Genomic DNA, 17,750 nt, shown 5'->3' on the forward strand with positions numbered 1-17,750 from the left:
TTTTAAAATTAACTTGTCAATGAGATTATTTCGTAATAGAAAAGTTCTTTAGACCAACCATCATTTCCCGTTTTCCAGGAGGTCCTGGACGTTTTTGCACGATATAACCCAAATCTTTTAACCCTCTTTTAATACTCCCTTTTGCAGCATAAGTAGTGAAAATAGCAGAGTTTTTAGTGACAGAATCTACGATTTCTAATAATTCTTTTTCCCATAATTCGGGTTGAACACGCGAACCAAAAGCATCGAAATAAACTAAATCGACGTTTTTTTCTTGAATATTTTTGAGATTGAAAAAATCTTCTTCCACTTTTTTGAATTCAAAATAAGGTGAAATCTTGTGCCATTTTTCCCAATTAGAATCAAATAATAGCTGATAATATTCTAAAAACTCTGTTTTACGATCTTCTAATTCAGGATAAAGTTTAAACACATTTTCAAAATAATTAACCAACTCAAATTCCTCCTTAGAAACCGGAAACTTTTCGATTCCAACATATTGCACAGAAATTTTATTTTTCTCTGCTTCTATTAAAGTGATAAACGAATTTAATCCCGTTCCTAATCCAATTTCTAAAATTTTAATAAAATCTTTTGTTTCTTTAAAATGATGTAATCCATTTTGAATAAATACATGAAAAGCCTCTTGTACAGCGCCATGTTTGGAATGATAAGATTCATCCCAATCTTCAATATAGATGGTTTTTGAACCGTCTTCAGTTTCTTGAATAATTCTTTTCATCGTCTAAAGTTATGATATTTATTATGAAAAAGTGCAAATAAAATGTACCTTTGATAAGCACAAACAAAATATATCGTAAAATGATTATAGAAAAAATTGCTGAATCTAAATTCAATGATTCAGTTTTCGACTCTACTGTTTTTGGTAAAGAGTTTACAGACCATATGTTAATCGCGCACTACAAAGATGGTAAGTGGGATGAGCCTAAAATTGTACCTTATGGTCCAATTTCGATGACTCCAGCAGCGATGTCTTTCCATTATGGACAAACAATTTTTGAAGGAATGAAAGCTTACAAGAATGATGAAGAAGAAGTGTTTATCTTCCGTCCTGAGAAAAATTTTGAGCGTTTTAATCTTTCTGCTGCTCGTCTTAATATGCCTCAAATTCCAAAAGAAATTTTTATTGATGGTTTAAAAACTATTATTGATTTAGATCGTCAATGGGTACCAAAAGATTACGGAACGTCTTTATACATTCGTCCTGTAATGTTTGCGACAGAAGAAGCGGTTTCTGCAAGAGCATCTAATGAATTCATCTTTGCTATTTTATTGGCTTATGCTCCTAATTATTACGACAAACCTTTATCAGTTAAAATTGCTGATTACTACAGCCGTTCTGCCCAAGGAGGTGTTGGTTTTGCAAAATGTGGTGGAAATTATGCGGGATCTTTCTTCCCAACTTCAGAAGCACAAAAAGATGGATATGATCAGGTAATTTGGACAGATTCTATCGAGCATAAATACATCGAAGAAGCAGGAACAATGAATGTAATGGTACGTATCGGAAACAAAATTTTAACTGCGCCAACTTCAGAGCGTATTTTGAATGGTGTAACGCGTGATTCAGTTTTGACGTTAGCTAAAGATAATGGATATGAAGTTGAAGTACGCCCTGTCGAAGTACGAGAGTTATATGATGCATACAAATCCGGAGAATTAAAAGAAGTATTTGGTTGTGGAACTGCTGTTGTTATTACGCAGTATGATGCAGTAGGATTTGGAGAAGAGCGTGCGCAATTACCTACTTTAGCGGAAGAAGATTCTTTTGCTTTACAATTGAAAAAGAAATTAAAAGATATTCAGTACGGATTAGCGAATGATCCTTACGGATGGAGAATTAAAATAGAAAAACAAGCTTAATTTATTTTTAAGTAATTTTTTTTAAAAATTTAAGCTGACAATTTGATTGTCAGCTTTTTTTGGCACGATATTTAATATTATGTTATACAAAGTACTATATTTGTAAAATGAATGGACTACAAAAATTTTTAATCATCTGTTCGGGGAGTAGCTTTGAACTCTTGAAAAAAACACCTACTGATATAAACAAACATATAGGTATCGGGGGTGTCATCTTATTTACGGGGATTTTGGCTGCTTTGTCAGCGGGTTATGCCTTAAATACAGTTTTTGATAATATATATGCAGCAACTGGATTTGGATTATTGTGGGGATTGATGATTTTTAATCTTGACCGTTATATTGTAACCTCGATGAAGAAATCAGGGAGCCTTTTCCGTCAGTTTTTTATTGCTTTACCACGTATTTTGGTTGCCATTTTGTTAGGTATTGTCATTTCGAAACCGTTAGAATTAAAAATCTTCGAGAAAGAAATTAACAAGCAATTAAATGTTATTGTCAATCGAAATAAAGCTGAATTACAAAAAGGAATTGATGCACGTTATGCAGAATTAGGAACTCCTTTTTTGAATGAAAGAAAAGAAATTTACGCTCAAATTGATCAATTAAGAGCTGAATATAATACAGCTTCTACAGAATTGGAAAAAGAAGTTGTAGGAACACAAACAGAAACAACAACAGGTCGTGAAGGTTATGGGCCAAATGCCAAACGAAAGGCAGAATTGAAAAAACAAAAAGCTGCCGAAATCGAAACCTATATTCAACAATCTTCGCCTCGTTTAGCAGAGATTAACAAAGAATTAGATCGATTGAATGTTGCAAAAGAGAAAGAAATTGATGCGGCTAAACCAACGGAAGAAAATTACAACGGATTTGCAGCTCGTATGCAGGCTTTAGATGAATTATCTACAACAAACGCTATTTTAGGAACTGCCGCTATTTTTATTGCTCTTGTTTTTATTTCATTAGAAACAGCTCCTGTTTTAGTGAAATTAATCGCACCAAAAGGTCCATATGACTTTTTATTAGAAAAACACGAATACAGTTTTAAGATTTTTAGTCAAGAATCAATTCAGATTATGGATATCAAATCTGAAAAACGATTAAAACACGAATTAGAAAAAGTATAAAATCAAAAAAAGTAACTTCCATTTGAAGTTACTTTTTTAATTTTGCATGATATATGGAAAGTTATAAAATAGAAATTTACGGAGAAGACGAAAACCAAATTCAACGAATGGAAGAGGTAATCGCTCCTATAAAAGATATACAAGATTATTTTTGGAAATTACTTTGGATTGATGGCGAAAGTGAGACGGATGAATATTCTGTTTTCGAATTGCAAGAAGTGATCGATCAACAAGAAGGAATTTTTGTCGAATATGACCAATTAGAAAGTTTGTGTTACAAAATGGAACATGTAACGGAAGCCTTGATTATTGGTGATCGAAAAGAAAATAATTTACATGTAAATATTGAGGACGAAAATTTATACGACAACGAAGTTGTATTTGAATTTGTGAAAGATTCGCATTGGCAAATTTTGACTTCTGATATCAATGTGGTTGATACGTACAAGGTTTTCTTTCCGAATAGTAAAATAATTGATTAAAAATAAAAGCCACTTTTTAGTGGCTTTATTGTTTATTTTTGATTTAATTTTTGAAATATTTGTAAGGTTTCTTTTGCTTCTTTCACATCATGCACACGCAAAATTTTTGCACCTTTTTGTAATGCAACCATATTCAAAATAGAAGTTCCGTTGAGCGCTTCTTGAGGAGTTGAGTTGAACAAATTATAAATCATCGATTTTCTTGAAATACCAACTAATAATGGAAATTCGCCGAATCCCAACGTTTCTATTTTACTGAATAATTCGTAATTATGATTCAATGTTTTGGCAAATCCAAACCCAGGATCCAAAATAATATCATTCACTTTTGCAGCTTTTAATTGCGCGATTTTCTGTGAAAAATATTCGTTAACTTCAAGTGTGATGTCGTTGTATTCTGGATTTTTTTGCATTGTTTGTGGCGTTCCTTTCATGTGCATCAAAATGTATGGTACATTTAATTCCTTGATGGCATCAAACATATTTTCGTCCAATTCCCATCCCGAAACATCATTGATAATTGAAGCGCCAGCTTTTACAGCTACGCGCGCCACATTTCCACGAAATGTATCAATCGAAACAATGAGTTCAGGATATTCTTCAATAATTTTTTCGATAATAGGTGCAATTCTATCTATTTCCTCTTGCTCCGAAATATTTTCAGCTCCAGCTTTTGTCGAATATCCACCAATGTCTATTATATCGGCACCTTCGGACAAATGTTTCTCAACTTTTTCTAAAATTAAATCGATCGAATGATGACGCCCTCCATCATAAAAAGAATTTGGCGTTGTATTCAAAATTCCCATAATTTTTGGCTCGTTGAAATCAATCAAACGCCCATTACAATTAATTGTCATATCTTAGAAGTTCTTTAAGCAATTTCAATTATTTTTGAAATCGAAACGAAATTATGAAAAATACCTCAATTCAATTTAAAGAAATCATCTCAGTTTGTCGAGATTTATATACGAAGAAATCACAAGATTATGGTCCAGCTTGGCGTGTGCTGCGTTTGCCGTCGTTAACAGATCAAATTTTTATCAAAATAAATCGTATCCGTACGCTACAAGAAGCAACAGAACGTTTGGTAGATGAAGACGAAGAAGGTGAGTTTATTGCAATCGTCAATTATTCGATTATGGCATTGATTCAGTTAGAGCTTGGATTTGCAGATCAACCTGATTTAACAGATGAACAAGCAATTGATTTGTACGATAAATATGCGATTATTGCGCACGATTTGATGATGAAAAAAAATCATGATTATGGTGAAGCTTGGCGAGATATGCGTGTAAGTTCGATAACGGATTTAATTTATCAGAAAGTCCTACGCACAAAAAGTATCGAAGATAATAAAGGAAAAACGATTGTTTCTGAAGGTTTAGATGCAAATTATTTGGATATGATTAATTATTCGATTTTTGCAATGATTTTAATTAACGAAAATAAAACGTCATGAAATATCTTGTTCAATTTGCACGAATTATAGTTGGTGTCATTTTTATTATTTCTGGATTTGTAAAAAATGTAGATCCAATCGGATTAAGTTTCAAATTAGAAGAATATTTTTCGCCTACCGTTCTTAATATTCCTTTTTTAGAAAGTTTGAGTTTGCCTTTGGCAACATTTTTCTCAATTTTTGAAATTGTTTTAGGTGTATTGTTATTGCTTGGTGTTTGGAAAAGATTTACAACGATTTCTTTATTATTGACGATAATTTTCTTTACATTTTTAACATTTTATTCGGCTTATTTCAATAAAGTAACCGATTGTGGATGTTTTGGTGATGCTTTAAAATTAGAACCTTGGACATCGTTTTATAAAGACGTTGTGTTATTGGTGTTGATTATTATTTTGGTTGTCGGACAACAATATATCAAGCCGTTATTTGTTGAAAAAGCAAATTATGCAATCAATTTTATGACAATTTTAGCTTCTGCAATTATCGCTTATATTGGAATTAATCATTTGCCAATAATTGATTTTAGACCTTATGCAGTTGGAAAAGACTTGATTGAAGGAATGAAATCTCCACAAGAATTAGGTCTGAAACCAACAACATATAAAACTATTTACACGATGAAAAACAATGTTGATGGTAAAGTAGTCGAAATTGATGATGCGCAATATATTGCTGATGACAAATGGTACAAACACGGAACGCCTTGGATAATTGAAGCGGATAAAACACGAACTATTGTCGAGAAAAAAGGGTACGAACCTCCAATTCACGATTTTAGTTTTGATTGTAATGGCATTGATAAAACTTCTGAGATTCTAAATGCACCGAAAGTGATTGTTTTTGTAGTTCCTTTTGTTGAAAAGGTAAATGAGAAGCAAATTGAAAAATTGAATATTTTAGGAAAAGAAGCTTCTAAATATAAAGGATATAGAGTTGTTACGGTTTCAAATAATCCGATTAAAGGTTTGGAACTTGAAAATTGTTTTATGGATCAAACAACAATGAAAACAATTATTCGCTCTAATCCAGGTGTAATGATTTTAGAAAAAGGAACGGTGAAAGCGAAATATCATGACAATGATTTTCCTTCGCTTAATCAATTAGAAGATTTATTTTAACAAGTGATTAATTATATTTTAAATAAAATTTTCTACGGATTTTTGACACTTTTCGGAGTTGTTACCGTTGTTTTTTTAATGTTTTCAGTACTTCCTGGGGATCCTGCTCGTATGATGCTTGATCAAAAAGAAGATCCAGAGCAATTGGCTCAAATTCGTAAGAATTTAGGTTTAGATCAACCTTTATGGAAACAATATGCGTTTTATTTGAATGATCTTTCGCCGGTTTCGTTTCACAATATTGATGAAACGAATACAACCTACACATCGTTAAGTTCAGATAAATACAAGTACACCAAATTAGTTGAGTTTGGAACAAATGAAATGGTGTTGAAAGCGCCCTATTTGCGAGAATCTTTCCAAAAACAAGGAAAGAATGTCAGTACAATTATTGGAGAAACGCTGCCCAATACAATGGTTTTAGCTATTGCTGCTATTATTATTGCAACTATAATTGGTGTTGCGTTGGGAATTGTTTCTGCTTTAATGAAAGATACGTGGCTTGATCGCATGTTATTGGTCATTACAAGTTTTGGTATGAGTATTCCTTCGTTCTTTTCGGCGATTATAATTGCATACATTTTTGCATTTTTGATGCACGATATTACGGGTCTTAATATGATTGGTAGTTTATATGAGGTAGATGATTTGGGAGAAGGGAAACATTTGATGTTGAAAAATTTAATTCTTCCTGCCATTACATTAGGATCGCGACCATTAGCAGTTTTTACACAATTAACACGAAATTCGTTGTTAGAAGTTCTGAACCAAGATTATATTCGAACTGCTTTTGCAAAAGGTTTGTCCCGTAAAACAGTGATTACAAAACATGCTTTACGCAATGCATTAAATCCAGTGATTACAGCTATTTCTGGTTGGTTTGCATCGATGTTGGCAGGTTCGGTTTTCGTAGAATTTGTTTTTGGATGGAATGGATTAGGAAAGGAAATTGTAAATGCTTTGAATACATTAGACTTACCAATTGTTATGGGAGCTGTTTTAGTGATTGCAGTCATGTTCATTGTGATTAATATTTTGGTTGATATTCTTTATGGAATTCTTGATCCACGCGTTCGCATAAAATAAATCAGGTAGAATATCACGAGAAATAATTATCTTGCAGTAAATATTAAAACCAATATAAAATACACTTTTTTATGCGAGATAGAATAGTAGCAGGAAACTGGAAAATGAACTTAAACTATGAAGAAGCAATTCATTTAGCAACAAATCTGAATGCTTGGGTGGCAGACAATCAGCCAATAGCTCAAGTGATTATTGCGCCTTCTTCTATTTATTTACAAACTTTATTAGAAGCTATAGACGAACAATATGTTAAGGTTTCTTCTCAAGATATTTCAGCTCACGATAAAGGAGCTTATACAGGTGATATTTCAGCAGAACAATTGGATAGTATTGGGTTAGACTTTGCTATTATTGGACATTCTGAACGTAGAGAATATCAAGGAGAAACAGATGAGGTTATTGCTGCAAAATTGAAACAAGCATTCAACTATCAAATTAATCCAATCCTTTGTGTTGGCGAAAAGTTAGAAGAACGCGAAGCGGATAAACATTTTGATGTAGTAAAATCACAAATCATGAATGCTTTAACTTCACAAAACCATGATGATCTTTCTCGTTTGATTATTGCATACGAACCAGTATGGGCAATTGGAACAGGTAAAACAGCTACACCAGAGCAGGCACAAGAAATTCATGCATTTATTCGAAAAGTGTTGAATGATGAGTTCGGAGTAGAAGTGGCAAATGATACAAGTATTTTATACGGAGGAAGTGTGAATGCACAGAATGCAAACGAAATTTTTGCTCAACCAGATATTGATGGTGGTCTCGTAGGAGGTGCTTCACTAAAATTTGACGACTTTGTGCAGATAATAGCTGCATGTAAATAATATAAAGAAACTCAATCGCAAGATTGAGTTTTTTGTTTTCCTTCAATTCCTTTATTTATGTAGGGTTCAAATTTACGTTAAACCTATCTTTAAGAAAAATATAACATTTCTTAGGATTAATTAAGATTTTTCGGAACAATCTCTGCAAAATTGTAACACGTACTAACTATTAAAAAAAAGTATCATTTTTAAGCAAAACACATTTATTATGAAAAAATTGACGCAAATATTAGGAGTTGTAGCAATAGGGTTAGTTTCTTTCTCTTTCACAACGAAAAATGAAGTTCCAGTCTCAACTTCATATACAATTAACCAAGATGCACCAAAGGTTGTTATTTTGGATATTGTAGATAATATCGCAGCAGAATCTGGAGCAAATATTGCCACAGAACTTAAGTCTAAAATAGAAACTTTAAATAAAGAAAATGTAAATGTTCTTCTTTGGAAAGATTTAACGAAAGGACTGCAAGAAGAAGAGAAAAGAGCAATTATTGATAGTTTAAAACCTGAATTGATCATGACATTAAGTTTTGATAAATCTGATGATAATACAAACAAGGTTGCAGCTGTAGTGTCTAAACAGAATGTTGCTTTTGAAGATACATTCAAAGTAGCAAAAGAATTGGCAGAAAACTTAAATTCAACAACAGTTAAAAATGATGGTGTATATCAAAATGATTCAAATTATATACAAGATAATTTAGCGCCTTCAATCTTTTTAAGTTTAAAAGTGAAAAACGAACCAACTTCAAATACAGAAATTATCGACAAAATTTCTAATTTTATTGAAACTGCTGAAGTAAATCAACCTACTGTAGTAGTGGATGAAGTGGCTGAAGTTGATACAGCAATTCAATAAATAAAGCTGTAAGATAAAAACATAAAAATCCGTTTTTTCGTATCATTCATTTTTAGGAATGAATAAAAAGTAACATTTTGTAAGGAAATGTTACTTTTTTTTGTTTTTAGTTGTAGAACACTTAAGTTTGTTCAAACACTTACAATACAATGTCAAAACAAGGTTATATCGCGCGTTACTTTAATATTGTTCGTAAACTTTCGCAACAAAAATACTGTTCTTACGAAGATTTAGAACGTTTTTTGGAACGAGAATTTGAAATGTTACAACTACAAGATGATACATTAGAATTTAACTTTTCTAAACGAACATTGCAACGTGATATTCGAGAAATTCGTAATATCTTGGGAATTGACATTATGTATAGTCGAAGTCAGCGTGGATATTATATTTTTCAAGATGATTATAGTTCTGATCTATTTCTGAAAACATTAGAAGAAATCAACAGTTTTTCTGCCTTGAAATTGACCAATTCGCTCGAATCTATCGTGTATTTGGAAAAAAGAAAACCCAAACGTGCTGAATTTTTGCCTGATATTGTACAAGCTATTCAACAAAAAAAGAAAATTGAATTTCATTATCAAAAATTTGGTGAAGAAAAAGAAACGATTCGAAAAGTTTCGCCAATTGCAATTAGAGAGCACAATAATCGTTGGTATTTGATTGCAGATGATAAGGGAATTGTGAAAAATTTTGGTTTGGAACGAATGAATAAAGTTTCAATTTTAAATGATAAAATAGACAATAATATTGAATTTAATTACATAGATAAGTATAAATATTCATTCGGAATAATTGTTCCAAGTTCTGAAAAACCAGAAAAAATTGTGCTTTCTGTAACTAAAAAACAAGCAGCTTATTTAGAATCTTTGCCTTTGCACGAATCGCAACAAATTTTAGAAACTAAAAATGATGAGGTTTTAATTGGTTTAGAATTATTTTTAACCGAAGATTTTATCAGCGAAATTCTTTCGTTGAGCCGTTCTGTAACCATTATCGAACCTAAAAAACTGAAAGAAAAAGTAAAAACAATTTTGAAGGAAACATTGGAGAAATATAAATAGAATGAATTTCGAATAGTTGTCTTTCGAAATTTGTTTATTTTACATCTGTTCAAACTCTAAATCGAAATTCATTCCCAAAATAGCTTTCCCAGCAATTTTTTCTCCATTTTCAGGATTGATTAATCCCGTCATTTTTCCCGTTTTCTGCTTCGTAACTAAATCTAAAATTTGTTTGTTAGTTAATTTTTTACCCATAAACTCGAACGGAACTTTGAAACCACATTCTCTGAAATTAGAACAACCATAAGCGGCTTTTCCTTTTACTAATTTATGTGTTTTACATTTCGGACAAGTAGCATCTTCCAGATTAATTTCTTCTTTTGGTTTACGCTCTTTTTTGGGTTTATCTTCTATTTGAGCAGAATTTTGGTGCGATGAAATTGGTCTGAAATAACTGTTTTTTACCTCAAATGTTAATTTTGAAACCATTTCAATTAATTCTTGTTTGAATTGTTCTAATTCATATTCACCTTTTTCAATTAAACGAAGTTTTCGTTCCCAAACTCCTGTCAATTCTGGAGATTTTAATAATTCATCTTGAATCGTATCTATCAAATCAATTCCCGTTTGTGTTGCCACAATGTTTCGTTTTTTCTTTTCGATATATTTTCTTCGGAACAATGTTTCGATAATATTAGCACGCGTAGATGGACGGCCAATGCCGTTTTCTTTCATCAGTTCTCGCATTTCTTCATCGTCCACTTGACGACCTGCAGTTTCCATTCCACGCAATAAAGTTGCTTCTGTATAATTTTTTGGAGGAGTTGTTTTTCCTTTGTGGATATAAGGTTCGTGAGGTCCTTTTTCACCAATTTCGAAAATTGGCATTATTTTTTCTTCGTCTTTTTCGTCCTCCTTTTTATCTTTTACATATACTTCGCGCCATCCCATTTCGAGAATTTGCTTTCCAGTTGCTTTAAAATTAATTGCAGAAAGTTGACCATCTTTACCAATATTTTCTACTTTTCCTTCTACCGTTGTGTTGGCAACTTTACATTCAGGATAAAAAACTGCGATAAAACGTCGAGCAACCAAATCATAAATACGCTTTTCTTCGTTTGATAAACCTTGAGGAAAGATTTCTGTCGGAATAATAGCGTGGTGATCGGTTACTTTTGTGTTATCAAAAACAGTTTTTGACATCGGAATTGGTTGCGTCATTAATGGTGCAACTAAATTTTGATAGGCTGTAAGTTTAGTTAGAATTCCTGGAACTTTTGGATAAATATCTTCGGATAAATACGTTGTATCAACACGAGGATATGTCACAAACTTTTTCTCGTAAAGACTTTGGATATATTTCAATGTATTTTCTGCAGAGAATGCATATTTCTTATTGGCTTCTACTTGTAAAGCAGTCAAATCAAATAATCGTGGATTTTTTTCGCGACCTTCTTTTATTTCAAAATCAATAATTTCAAACTCTTTGTCTTTAATAAAATCTAAACCTTGTTTGGCTTTTTCTTCAGATTTTAAACGAGGAATTGTTGCATTAAACTCAACTTCTTTAAATACTGTTTTCAGTTCCCAATATTCTTCTATAACAAAAGCGTTGATTTCTTTTTGTCGTTGCACAATCATAGCAAGAGTTGGCGTTTGCACACGTCCAATAGATAGAACAGTTTTGGGTGGAGCAAATTTTTTGGTGAATAAACGAGTTGCATTCATTCCTAAAAGCCAATCACCAATTGCACGCGCTTGTCCAGCAGAAAATAAATTGAAATATTTTTCTCCATCTTTCAAATTCTCGAAACCTTCTTTTATAGCTTCTTCTGTCAAAGATGAAATCCAAAGGCGCTTCATTGGAGCTTTCGCTTTGGCTTTCAATAAAACCCATCGTTGTATCAATTCTCCTTCTTGACCAGCATCACCACAGTTTATAATCTCTTCAACTTGACTAGCTGTTACAAGTCTTTTGATAATATTAAATTGTTTCGAAACTCCTTTGTCAGCGATTAATTTTATTCCAAAGCTTGACGGAATCATAGGTAAATAATTCAGATCCCAACTTTTCCATTCGGGAGTATAATCTTGCGGTTCCTTTAATGTACATAGGTGACCAAAAGTCCAAGTAACTTGAAATCCGTTTCCTTCATAGTATCCATCATGCTTCTGATTAGCACCAATTACTTTGGCGATATCTTTAGCAACACTTGGTTTTTCGGCAATACAAACTTTCATAGCAATTATAATATTGAAGTGCAAAAGTCAAAATAATAATTTAATTCTTAAAAAAAAATATAAATATGTATAAATATTGAATAAATTTGCGATAGGTTAATTTTTGTGAAGATTGAATATTTTTCAAAATTTATAAAGTTTTGAGGTTTTATTAGAACTGATGAGATAAAAAATAAATTATCATTTCGGTGAAAAATACTATTGATTTCAAATAAATTCGAAATTTAACGTCATAACAACATAAAAAATTTAGAAGATTTAAAAAATTTTCACTTAATTTACACCCACATTAATAAAAATCATAATATTTAAAAGAATTAGTAAATGGAAAAGAATGTAACAGTACCAGCTAAAACTAAAAAGGGAGGTCTTAACCCTGTGATTACTATGATCATTTTAATTGCTATCGCAATGGGGATCTTTTATGGTGTTTTTGGTCAACCAAGTAACTTTGAAGGAGGAGATACAGAAAGAGGAAATCCTTTAAACTTTTTAGGAATTATTTTTAAAGGAGGGGTAATTATTCCATTCTTAATCTCGTTTTTCTTTATGGTATTGGTATTCTCTATCGACCGTGTTATCGCTTTAAACAAAGCAAAAGGAACAGGATCTGCTGAGAAATTTGTAAACGACATTCGTGCTTTATTAAACAAAAATGAAATTAACAAAGCAATCGAATTATGTGACAAACAAAAAGGTGCCGTAGGAAACGTAGTGAAAGAAGGTTTAACAACTTACAAAGCGTTAGAAAACGACACAACTTTAAACAAAGAGCAAAAATTAGCTCAATTAGGTAAAACGTTAGAAGAAGCGACTACATTAGAAATGCCAACGTTAGAGAAAAACATGACAATTATTTCTACAATTGCTTCTGTTGGTACGTTAATTGCCTTAATGGGTACTGTAATCGGGATGATTAAAGCATTCTTCGCATTAGGTGAAGGAGGAGGATCTCCAGATGCTGCACAATTATCAGTAGGTATTGCTGAGGCCTTAATTAATACAGGTATGGGGATTGGTGCTTCTGCATTCGCTATTATTATGTATGCTTTCTTAACTTCTAAAATTGATGATTTAACATTCAAAATTGACGAAGTAGGAATGAGTATTCAACAATCTTTCTCTGCTCACAATTAATATTCATTGACGAAGCCTTAGAAGGATAGTATAAGGAAAAATCAAACAACAAACAATTTAGAATATTAATTAATAATACAGAGAAAATGGCAAGAGTAAAACCAAAAAGAAGAGGTCCTTCGATGGACTTAACAGCTATGTCTGACATGGCTTGGCTTTTGTTAACTTTCTTTATTTTGACATCTAACTTTAGAGAACCTGAAGTTGTTCCTGTCGTAACACCGACATCTGTTTCGAACCAAAAAATGGCTACAGAAAACATGATGATCATTAAAATTGATGATAAAGGAAAATTCTTATTCGGATTAGAAGAAAAAGATCGTATTCCTACATTAGAAAGAATGGGTGATAAGTACGGAGTGAAGTTTACAGATGCTGAAAAGAATGCATTCAAAAGCATAGTAGAGTTTGGTGTACCAATGAATGAAATGAGAAATTATTTGAATCAGCCTGCTGATAAACAACAATCATATCATCCAGGTATTCCATTAGATACGATACCGAATAAAAATCAAGAATTGATTGATTGGGTATTTGAAGCAAAAGAAGTGAACCCTGATATTTTCTTAGCAATTAAAGGTGATCAAAAATCTGAATACAAACAATTCAAAACTTTGATCCAACAATTACAAGAAAAGAACATGAATAAGTTCCAGTTAATTACATCTCAAGAATAATTAAAAGAAATTTAACCCAATGGCGCAAATACAAACAGATAATGGCGGCAACGGAAAAAAAGTCCGTTCCAAAAAGAATTCGACTGCGGTCGATATGGCTCCGTTAGTAGATTTAGGTTTCTTATTAATTACTTTCTTTATGTTTGCAGCGACTTCGATCAAACCAAACGTAATGAACTTGAATATGCCTCCAAAAATTGAAGATAAAACTAAGAAAGATGTTCAAGATGATATCAATATTAAAAATTCGATTACTATTTTAGTAGCGAAGGATAATAAATTATTTTGGTATCAACAAGAGGCTGGGAAATTAAATGCTGGTAACTTAATGGAGACTGATTACTCTGCAGAAGGAATTCGTAAAGTTATTACGGATGCTAATGCTGGAGCTATAGATAAAGAGAAGTTTACTGTAATTATCAAACCAATGGATGATGCATCTTATGATAATTTAGTAACAGTGTTAGACGAAATGGAGATTACGAAATCTACACGATACGGTATCGTTCAGATTACACCTGAAGAACAAAAGGTGTACGATGAAAAAGTAGGTAAATAATTAGTTTATTTGTTAAATTTAAAAGAATTAAAATGTCAGAAAATAACAACAAACTAAAATCCTTAGACGAGATTGTATTTGAAGGTAGAAACAAAGCATATGGTGCCTATGACATGAGAATGTCTGAAAAAAGCACTCTATTAAAAGCTTTCATTCGTGGATTTATAGTAATTGTAATCATTTCTTTTGCTGTAATTGCTTCTGCAACTGGAATGTTCAAAAGCAAACAAACAGAAGAAGTAGTCGTAGACGTTCAGCTTGAGGATTTAAATATACCTGAACCTCCAAAAGAGGAAGAAGTGGTAGAACCAGAACCAGAGCCAGAACCAGAACAACAAGAAAATCATTATCAAGAGGAGACGGCACAAGAGAAATTCGTAATGCCAGAACCAAAAGAACAACCTAAAAAAGAGGAAACGATTCCTCCTAAAGAAGAGTTGGTAGGTAAAGATTTATCTTTTGAAAAACGTGAAGGAAAAGAATCTTCTGGTCAAACTGGAGGAGGTCCTGTGAATCTAAATAAAGAAGCACCGAAGAATACAATTCAAGCGCCAAAAACAGAGGATAAAGGTGATAAACCAGCTCCTCCTGCAACAGTATCAGCTCGTACAGCTGCTGTTATGGCTATTTATCCAGGTTGTGAGAAAGATGCTGCAAAAGGTAAACAAGCTGCTACAGACTGTTTATCTAAAAAGCTATCGGCTGATTTACAAGATGAGTTACAAGATTTTGCTAATGATCAAGCAGGACAAGGTACAGGTGTAGTTTCGGCTAAACTGAACTTCCAAATTGATACAGAAGGTAGAATTGTTGGAATCTCTCCAATGGGTGATGCAAAGTTAGGGCCTGAAGCTAAAAAAGCTTTAGAACGTATTACACAGCGTCAACAAAGAAGAGGAAAAACGATCAAACCAGCGCAAACTGAAGATGGTCGTGCTGCGAAGTTGAACTTCAACATCCCAGTAAAAATGTTAATTGAGTAATACTTAATCGTACATTACATATAAAAAAGAGGCTAAAATCATTTAGCCTCTTTTTTTTGTATTTATATTTTTCTAATCTTATAGCTTTGTTCTTAAACAAAATCTGCGCAGGTTTGACCCAAGACTTGCGCAGGTTTTACTCAAAAGCAGCGCAGGTTTTTTATCGAACCCTATATTTAATAAATCAAAAAGCATCTTCAAGACGATTGAAGATGCTTTTTAACGTGTTATGACGTACTTTTCTTTTCTAAATTAAAAGGAAAAATCTTTTAATAAATTAGTGTATCGTTCAATTCCATGTTCTATTTCTGATAGATAAATGTATTCGTCAGGAGTGTGCGAACGAGCCGAATCTCCAGGTCCCATTTTCACTGTTTCAAAATTCATCATGGCTTGATCCGACATTGTTGGAGAGCCGTAAGTGGTACAACCTAACTCGATGCCTTTTTGCACGATCGGGTGATGTTCAGAAATACGCGAAGAGTTTAATCGTAACGAACGAGCTTTTACTATTGCTTTTGGCAAACAATTGGAAATAATATCAACGACTTCTTGGTTAGAATACAATTCGTTTACTCGGCAATCTACAACCAAACGACATTCATCAGGTACAACATTATGCTGTTTTCCTGCTTCGATTTGTGTAACCGTCATCTTTACAGGTCCCAACATATCAGACACCCTTTCGAATTGATAAGACTTGAACCAATTCATCACCTCAATTGCTTCGTAAATAGCATTCACACCTTCGTTTCGGGCAGCATGTCCAGTTTTTCCTTTTACAATTACGTCCATTACAACCAATCCACGTTCTGCAATTGCCATGTCCATTTGCGTTGGTTCTCCTACAATTCCCAAATCTATTTTTGGTAAATTAGGTAAAATACTTGCAACATTTAGTTGTCCAGAACTTTCTTCTTCGGCTGTTATAGCCACAATTAGGTTATAAGGTAGATCCTCGTTTAGAAAATTGATATAAGTTGCCAATAAGCTTACTGCAGATGCACCTGCATCATTACTCCCTAAACCAACTAATTTATCTCCTTCGATTGTCGCTTTCAAAGGATCATATGTCCAAGATGAACCAAATTTAACGGTGTCGTGATGAGAGTTTAATAAAATTGTTTTTTTGTTTTTGTCAAAATTTGGATGAATACTCCAAACATTATTATCTTGACGATGAGCCGTAGCACCATGATCAGTTAAAAACTTAAAAATAATGTCGGCTGTTTTGTCTTCTTCACTTGAAAAAGATTGAGTTTCGATTAATTGACATAATAAATCGACAGCTTTCTTTTTGAGAATAGCTAATTCTAACATAAAATTGTTTTAATCTCTGAGTTAATGTTGCGCGCATGTACTAAACATACATTTTTTACACCCGCATTGATTACTTTGAATGAATTGTCTAATTTCGGAATCATACCTTCGAAAATTACACCTTCTTCTTTTAATTGCAAATATAAAGTTTCGTTAATAGTTGGTATCAAAGTTGAGTCATCATTTACATCGCGAAGTACACCTATTTTATCGAAACAAAAATTAAGCTCAACTTCGTTTTCTTTCGACATCGCTACTGCAATTGTAGAAGCAATTGTATCTGCATTTGTGTTTAATAATTGTCCATTTCCGTCATGCGTAATAGCACAAACAACAGGCGTAATGTTGTTGTCGATTAACAATTGAAACAATTCTTTATTGATACTATTATCATTCAAATCACCTACAAAACCATAATCAATAGTTTTTACAGGACGTTTAGTTCCTTTAATTGCATTTCCATCTGCACCAGATAAACCTAAAGCATTACAGCCAAATGCTTGCAATTTAGAAACAATGGTTTTGTTCAAGTTTCCTGCATATAAACCTGTCACAACATCCAAGGTAGGTTTGTCTGTAATACGTCGTCCTTCAATCATTTTAGGCTCGATACCTAATTGATTTAACATTTTTGAAGCGCCTTTTCCACCTCCATGTACCAAAATTTTTGGTTCTTTGATTTCCGAAAACGTTTGTAAGAATTGTTCTAATTCTTGCTCATTGTCGATAATTCCGCCTCCTATTTTTATAATTTTCAACATTTTAATAAATATGTAAATTTTGTTTGCTTTTTTTTGGTGTTACAAAAATATAATATTTAACTTTGCATCTCAGTATAATAACTGAATATCTTATTGATTAATGGAAGAAATTACTGAAATTATTCTTCTCAATTATGAGAGAAGCTTTCTGATAGAAAGCAAGCCAATTGGTTCTCATATTTTACTTAAGTGTGATGACAACTGGTCATCTTTT

General features: G+C 32.5%; 18 protein-coding genes. 13 read left to right on the forward strand and 5 right to left on the reverse strand.

The genetic code is table 11. From position 1 onward, the window contains the following. Positions 1-25: 25 nt before the first annotated feature. The gene (mnmD, locus tag NZD85_RS12305; protein WP_171621908.1) at positions 26-742 is read right to left on the reverse strand and encodes a tRNA (5-methylaminomethyl-2-thiouridine)(34)-methyltransferase MnmD; all 717 of its coding nucleotides are present in this window, start codon (positions 740-742) and stop codon (positions 26-28) included. Between the two features lie 80 nt (positions 743-822). Here mnmD and NZD85_RS12310 point away from each other — a divergent pair, with 80 nt between their 5' ends. The 3 genes from NZD85_RS12310 to NZD85_RS12320 all read left to right on the forward strand — a co-directional run bounded on the left by NZD85_RS12310 (position 823) and on the right by NZD85_RS12320 (position 3,496). Continuing rightward, positions 823-1,884 (forward strand): branched-chain amino acid aminotransferase, encoded by a 1,062-nt coding sequence (locus NZD85_RS12310; RefSeq protein ID WP_260542060.1) that lies wholly within the window; start codon positions 823-825, stop codon positions 1,882-1,884. Positions 1,885-1,991: 107 nt separating this feature from the next. Beyond that, a complete protein-coding gene (locus tag NZD85_RS12315; protein WP_188319179.1) occupies positions 1,992-3,014 on the forward strand; it encodes a DUF4407 domain-containing protein in 1,023 nt (340 codons plus the stop codon). Between the two features lie 53 nt (positions 3,015-3,067). Continuing rightward, the gene (locus NZD85_RS12320; protein ID WP_188319178.1) at positions 3,068-3,496 is read left to right on the forward strand and encodes a hypothetical protein; all 429 of its coding nucleotides are present in this window, start codon (positions 3,068-3,070) and stop codon (positions 3,494-3,496) included. 32 nt (positions 3,497-3,528) lie between these two features. Here NZD85_RS12320 and folP read toward each other — a convergent pair whose 3' ends face one another. Continuing rightward, positions 3,529-4,356 (reverse strand): dihydropteroate synthase, encoded by an 828-nt coding sequence (gene folP / locus NZD85_RS12325; protein WP_260542063.1) that lies wholly within the window; start codon positions 4,354-4,356, stop codon positions 3,529-3,531. Positions 4,357-4,409: 53 nt separating this feature from the next. Here folP and NZD85_RS12330 point away from each other — a divergent pair, with 53 nt between their 5' ends. From NZD85_RS12330 to NZD85_RS12355, 6 genes are all read left to right on the forward strand, one after another. Then, positions 4,410-4,958 carry a DUF1599 domain-containing protein gene (locus tag NZD85_RS12330; RefSeq protein WP_188319176.1) on the forward strand — a complete coding sequence of 183 codons (549 nt, stop codon included), beginning with the start codon at positions 4,410-4,412 and terminating at the stop codon, positions 4,956-4,958. Then, positions 4,955-6,079, forward strand: a complete 1,125-nt coding sequence (locus NZD85_RS12335; RefSeq protein WP_225541113.1) for a BT_3928 family protein — start codon at positions 4,955-4,957, stop codon at positions 6,077-6,079. Before NZD85_RS12330 ends, NZD85_RS12335 begins: the two co-directional genes overlap by 4 nt. Positions 6,080-6,082: 3 nt before the next feature. Beyond that, positions 6,083-7,165 (forward strand): ABC transporter permease, encoded by a 1,083-nt coding sequence (locus NZD85_RS12340; RefSeq protein WP_260542067.1) that lies wholly within the window; start codon positions 6,083-6,085, stop codon positions 7,163-7,165. A 71-nt stretch (positions 7,166-7,236) separates the two neighbouring features. Next, entirely contained in the window at positions 7,237-7,995 is a 759-nt protein-coding gene (tpiA, locus tag NZD85_RS12345; protein ID WP_171621915.1) for a triose-phosphate isomerase, read from the forward strand. A 208-nt stretch (positions 7,996-8,203) separates the two neighbouring features. After that, positions 8,204-8,854: an N-acetylmuramoyl-L-alanine amidase gene (locus tag NZD85_RS12350; RefSeq protein WP_171621916.1), complete on the forward strand. Its 651-nt coding sequence runs from the start codon at positions 8,204-8,206 to the stop codon at positions 8,852-8,854. Between the two features lie 149 nt (positions 8,855-9,003). Continuing rightward, a complete protein-coding gene (locus NZD85_RS12355) occupies positions 9,004-9,918 on the forward strand; it encodes a helix-turn-helix transcriptional regulator (RefSeq protein WP_188319173.1) in 915 nt (304 codons plus the stop codon). 39 nt (positions 9,919-9,957) lie between these two features. Here the strand turns inward: NZD85_RS12355 and NZD85_RS12360 are convergent, their stop codons facing one another. Beyond that, on the reverse strand, positions 9,958-12,099 hold the full coding sequence (locus tag NZD85_RS12360; RefSeq protein WP_225541117.1) for a type IA DNA topoisomerase: 2,142 nt from the start codon (positions 12,097-12,099) through the stop codon (positions 9,958-9,960). Positions 12,100-12,423: 324 nt separating this feature from the next. Here NZD85_RS12360 and NZD85_RS12365 point away from each other — a divergent pair, with 324 nt between their 5' ends. The 4 genes from NZD85_RS12365 to NZD85_RS12380 all read left to right on the forward strand — a co-directional run bounded on the left by NZD85_RS12365 (position 12,424) and on the right by NZD85_RS12380 (position 15,455). Then, positions 12,424-13,236, forward strand: coding sequence for a MotA/TolQ/ExbB proton channel family protein (locus NZD85_RS12365; protein ID WP_171621919.1), 813 nt, complete (start codon positions 12,424-12,426; stop codon positions 13,234-13,236). An 86-nt stretch (positions 13,237-13,322) separates the two neighbouring features. Next, entirely contained in the window at positions 13,323-13,913 is a 591-nt protein-coding gene (locus NZD85_RS12370; RefSeq protein ID WP_171621920.1) for a biopolymer transporter ExbD, read from the forward strand. Positions 13,914-13,932: 19 nt separating this feature from the next. After that, on the forward strand, positions 13,933-14,472 hold the full coding sequence (locus tag NZD85_RS12375; protein ID WP_260542069.1) for an ExbD/TolR family protein: 540 nt from the start codon (positions 13,933-13,935) through the stop codon (positions 14,470-14,472). A 32-nt stretch (positions 14,473-14,504) separates the two neighbouring features. Next, entirely contained in the window at positions 14,505-15,455 is a 951-nt protein-coding gene (locus NZD85_RS12380) for a hypothetical protein (protein ID WP_225539387.1), read from the forward strand. A gap of 252 nt (positions 15,456-15,707) precedes the next feature. Here the strand turns inward: NZD85_RS12380 and NZD85_RS12385 are convergent, their stop codons facing one another. Both NZD85_RS12385 and argB read right to left on the reverse strand, forming a co-directional pair. After that, on the reverse strand, positions 15,708-16,775 hold the full coding sequence (locus NZD85_RS12385; protein ID WP_260542071.1) for a M20 family metallo-hydrolase: 1,068 nt from the start codon (positions 16,773-16,775) through the stop codon (positions 15,708-15,710). Beyond that, positions 16,769-17,536: an acetylglutamate kinase gene (gene argB / locus NZD85_RS12390; RefSeq protein ID WP_171621924.1), complete on the reverse strand. Its 768-nt coding sequence runs from the start codon at positions 17,534-17,536 to the stop codon at positions 16,769-16,771. Before argB ends, NZD85_RS12385 begins: the two co-directional genes overlap by 7 nt. Positions 17,537-17,750 lie beyond the last annotated feature (214 nt).

This window comes from Empedobacter stercoris (assembly GCF_025244765.1).
Classification (GTDB): domain Bacteria; phylum Bacteroidota; class Bacteroidia; order Flavobacteriales; family Weeksellaceae; genus Empedobacter; species Empedobacter stercoris.

Coding starts and splice junctions, on each gene's coding strand:
- mnmD (WP_171621908.1), bottom strand. CDS start 742: ATGAAAAGAATTATTCAAGAAACTGAAGACGGTTCAAAAACCATCTAT.
- NZD85_RS12310 (WP_260542060.1), top strand. CDS start 823: ATGATTATAGAAAAAATTGCTGAATCTAAATTCAATGATTCAGTTTTC.
- NZD85_RS12315 (WP_188319179.1), top strand. CDS start 1,992: ATGAATGGACTACAAAAATTTTTAATCATCTGTTCGGGGAGTAGCTTT.
- NZD85_RS12320 (WP_188319178.1), top strand. CDS start 3,068: ATGGAAAGTTATAAAATAGAAATTTACGGAGAAGACGAAAACCAAATT.
- folP (WP_260542063.1), bottom strand. CDS start 4,356: ATGACAATTAATTGTAATGGGCGTTTGATTGATTTCAACGAGCCAAAA.
- NZD85_RS12330 (WP_188319176.1), top strand. CDS start 4,410: ATGAAAAATACCTCAATTCAATTTAAAGAAATCATCTCAGTTTGTCGA.
- NZD85_RS12335 (WP_225541113.1), top strand. CDS start 4,955: ATGAAATATCTTGTTCAATTTGCACGAATTATAGTTGGTGTCATTTTT.
- tpiA (WP_171621915.1), top strand. CDS start 7,237: ATGCGAGATAGAATAGTAGCAGGAAACTGGAAAATGAACTTAAACTAT.
- NZD85_RS12350 (WP_171621916.1), top strand. CDS start 8,204: ATGAAAAAATTGACGCAAATATTAGGAGTTGTAGCAATAGGGTTAGTT.
- NZD85_RS12355 (WP_188319173.1), top strand. CDS start 9,004: ATGTCAAAACAAGGTTATATCGCGCGTTACTTTAATATTGTTCGTAAA.
- NZD85_RS12360 (WP_225541117.1), bottom strand. CDS start 12,099: ATGAAAGTTTGTATTGCCGAAAAACCAAGTGTTGCTAAAGATATCGCC.
- NZD85_RS12365 (WP_171621919.1), top strand. CDS start 12,424: ATGGAAAAGAATGTAACAGTACCAGCTAAAACTAAAAAGGGAGGTCTT.
- NZD85_RS12370 (WP_171621920.1), top strand. CDS start 13,323: ATGGCAAGAGTAAAACCAAAAAGAAGAGGTCCTTCGATGGACTTAACA.
- NZD85_RS12375 (WP_260542069.1), top strand. CDS start 13,933: ATGGCGCAAATACAAACAGATAATGGCGGCAACGGAAAAAAAGTCCGT.
- NZD85_RS12380 (WP_225539387.1), top strand. CDS start 14,505: ATGTCAGAAAATAACAACAAACTAAAATCCTTAGACGAGATTGTATTT.
- NZD85_RS12385 (WP_260542071.1), bottom strand. CDS start 16,775: ATGTTAGAATTAGCTATTCTCAAAAAGAAAGCTGTCGATTTATTATGT.
- argB (WP_171621924.1), bottom strand. CDS start 17,536: ATGTTGAAAATTATAAAAATAGGAGGCGGAATTATCGACAATGAGCAA.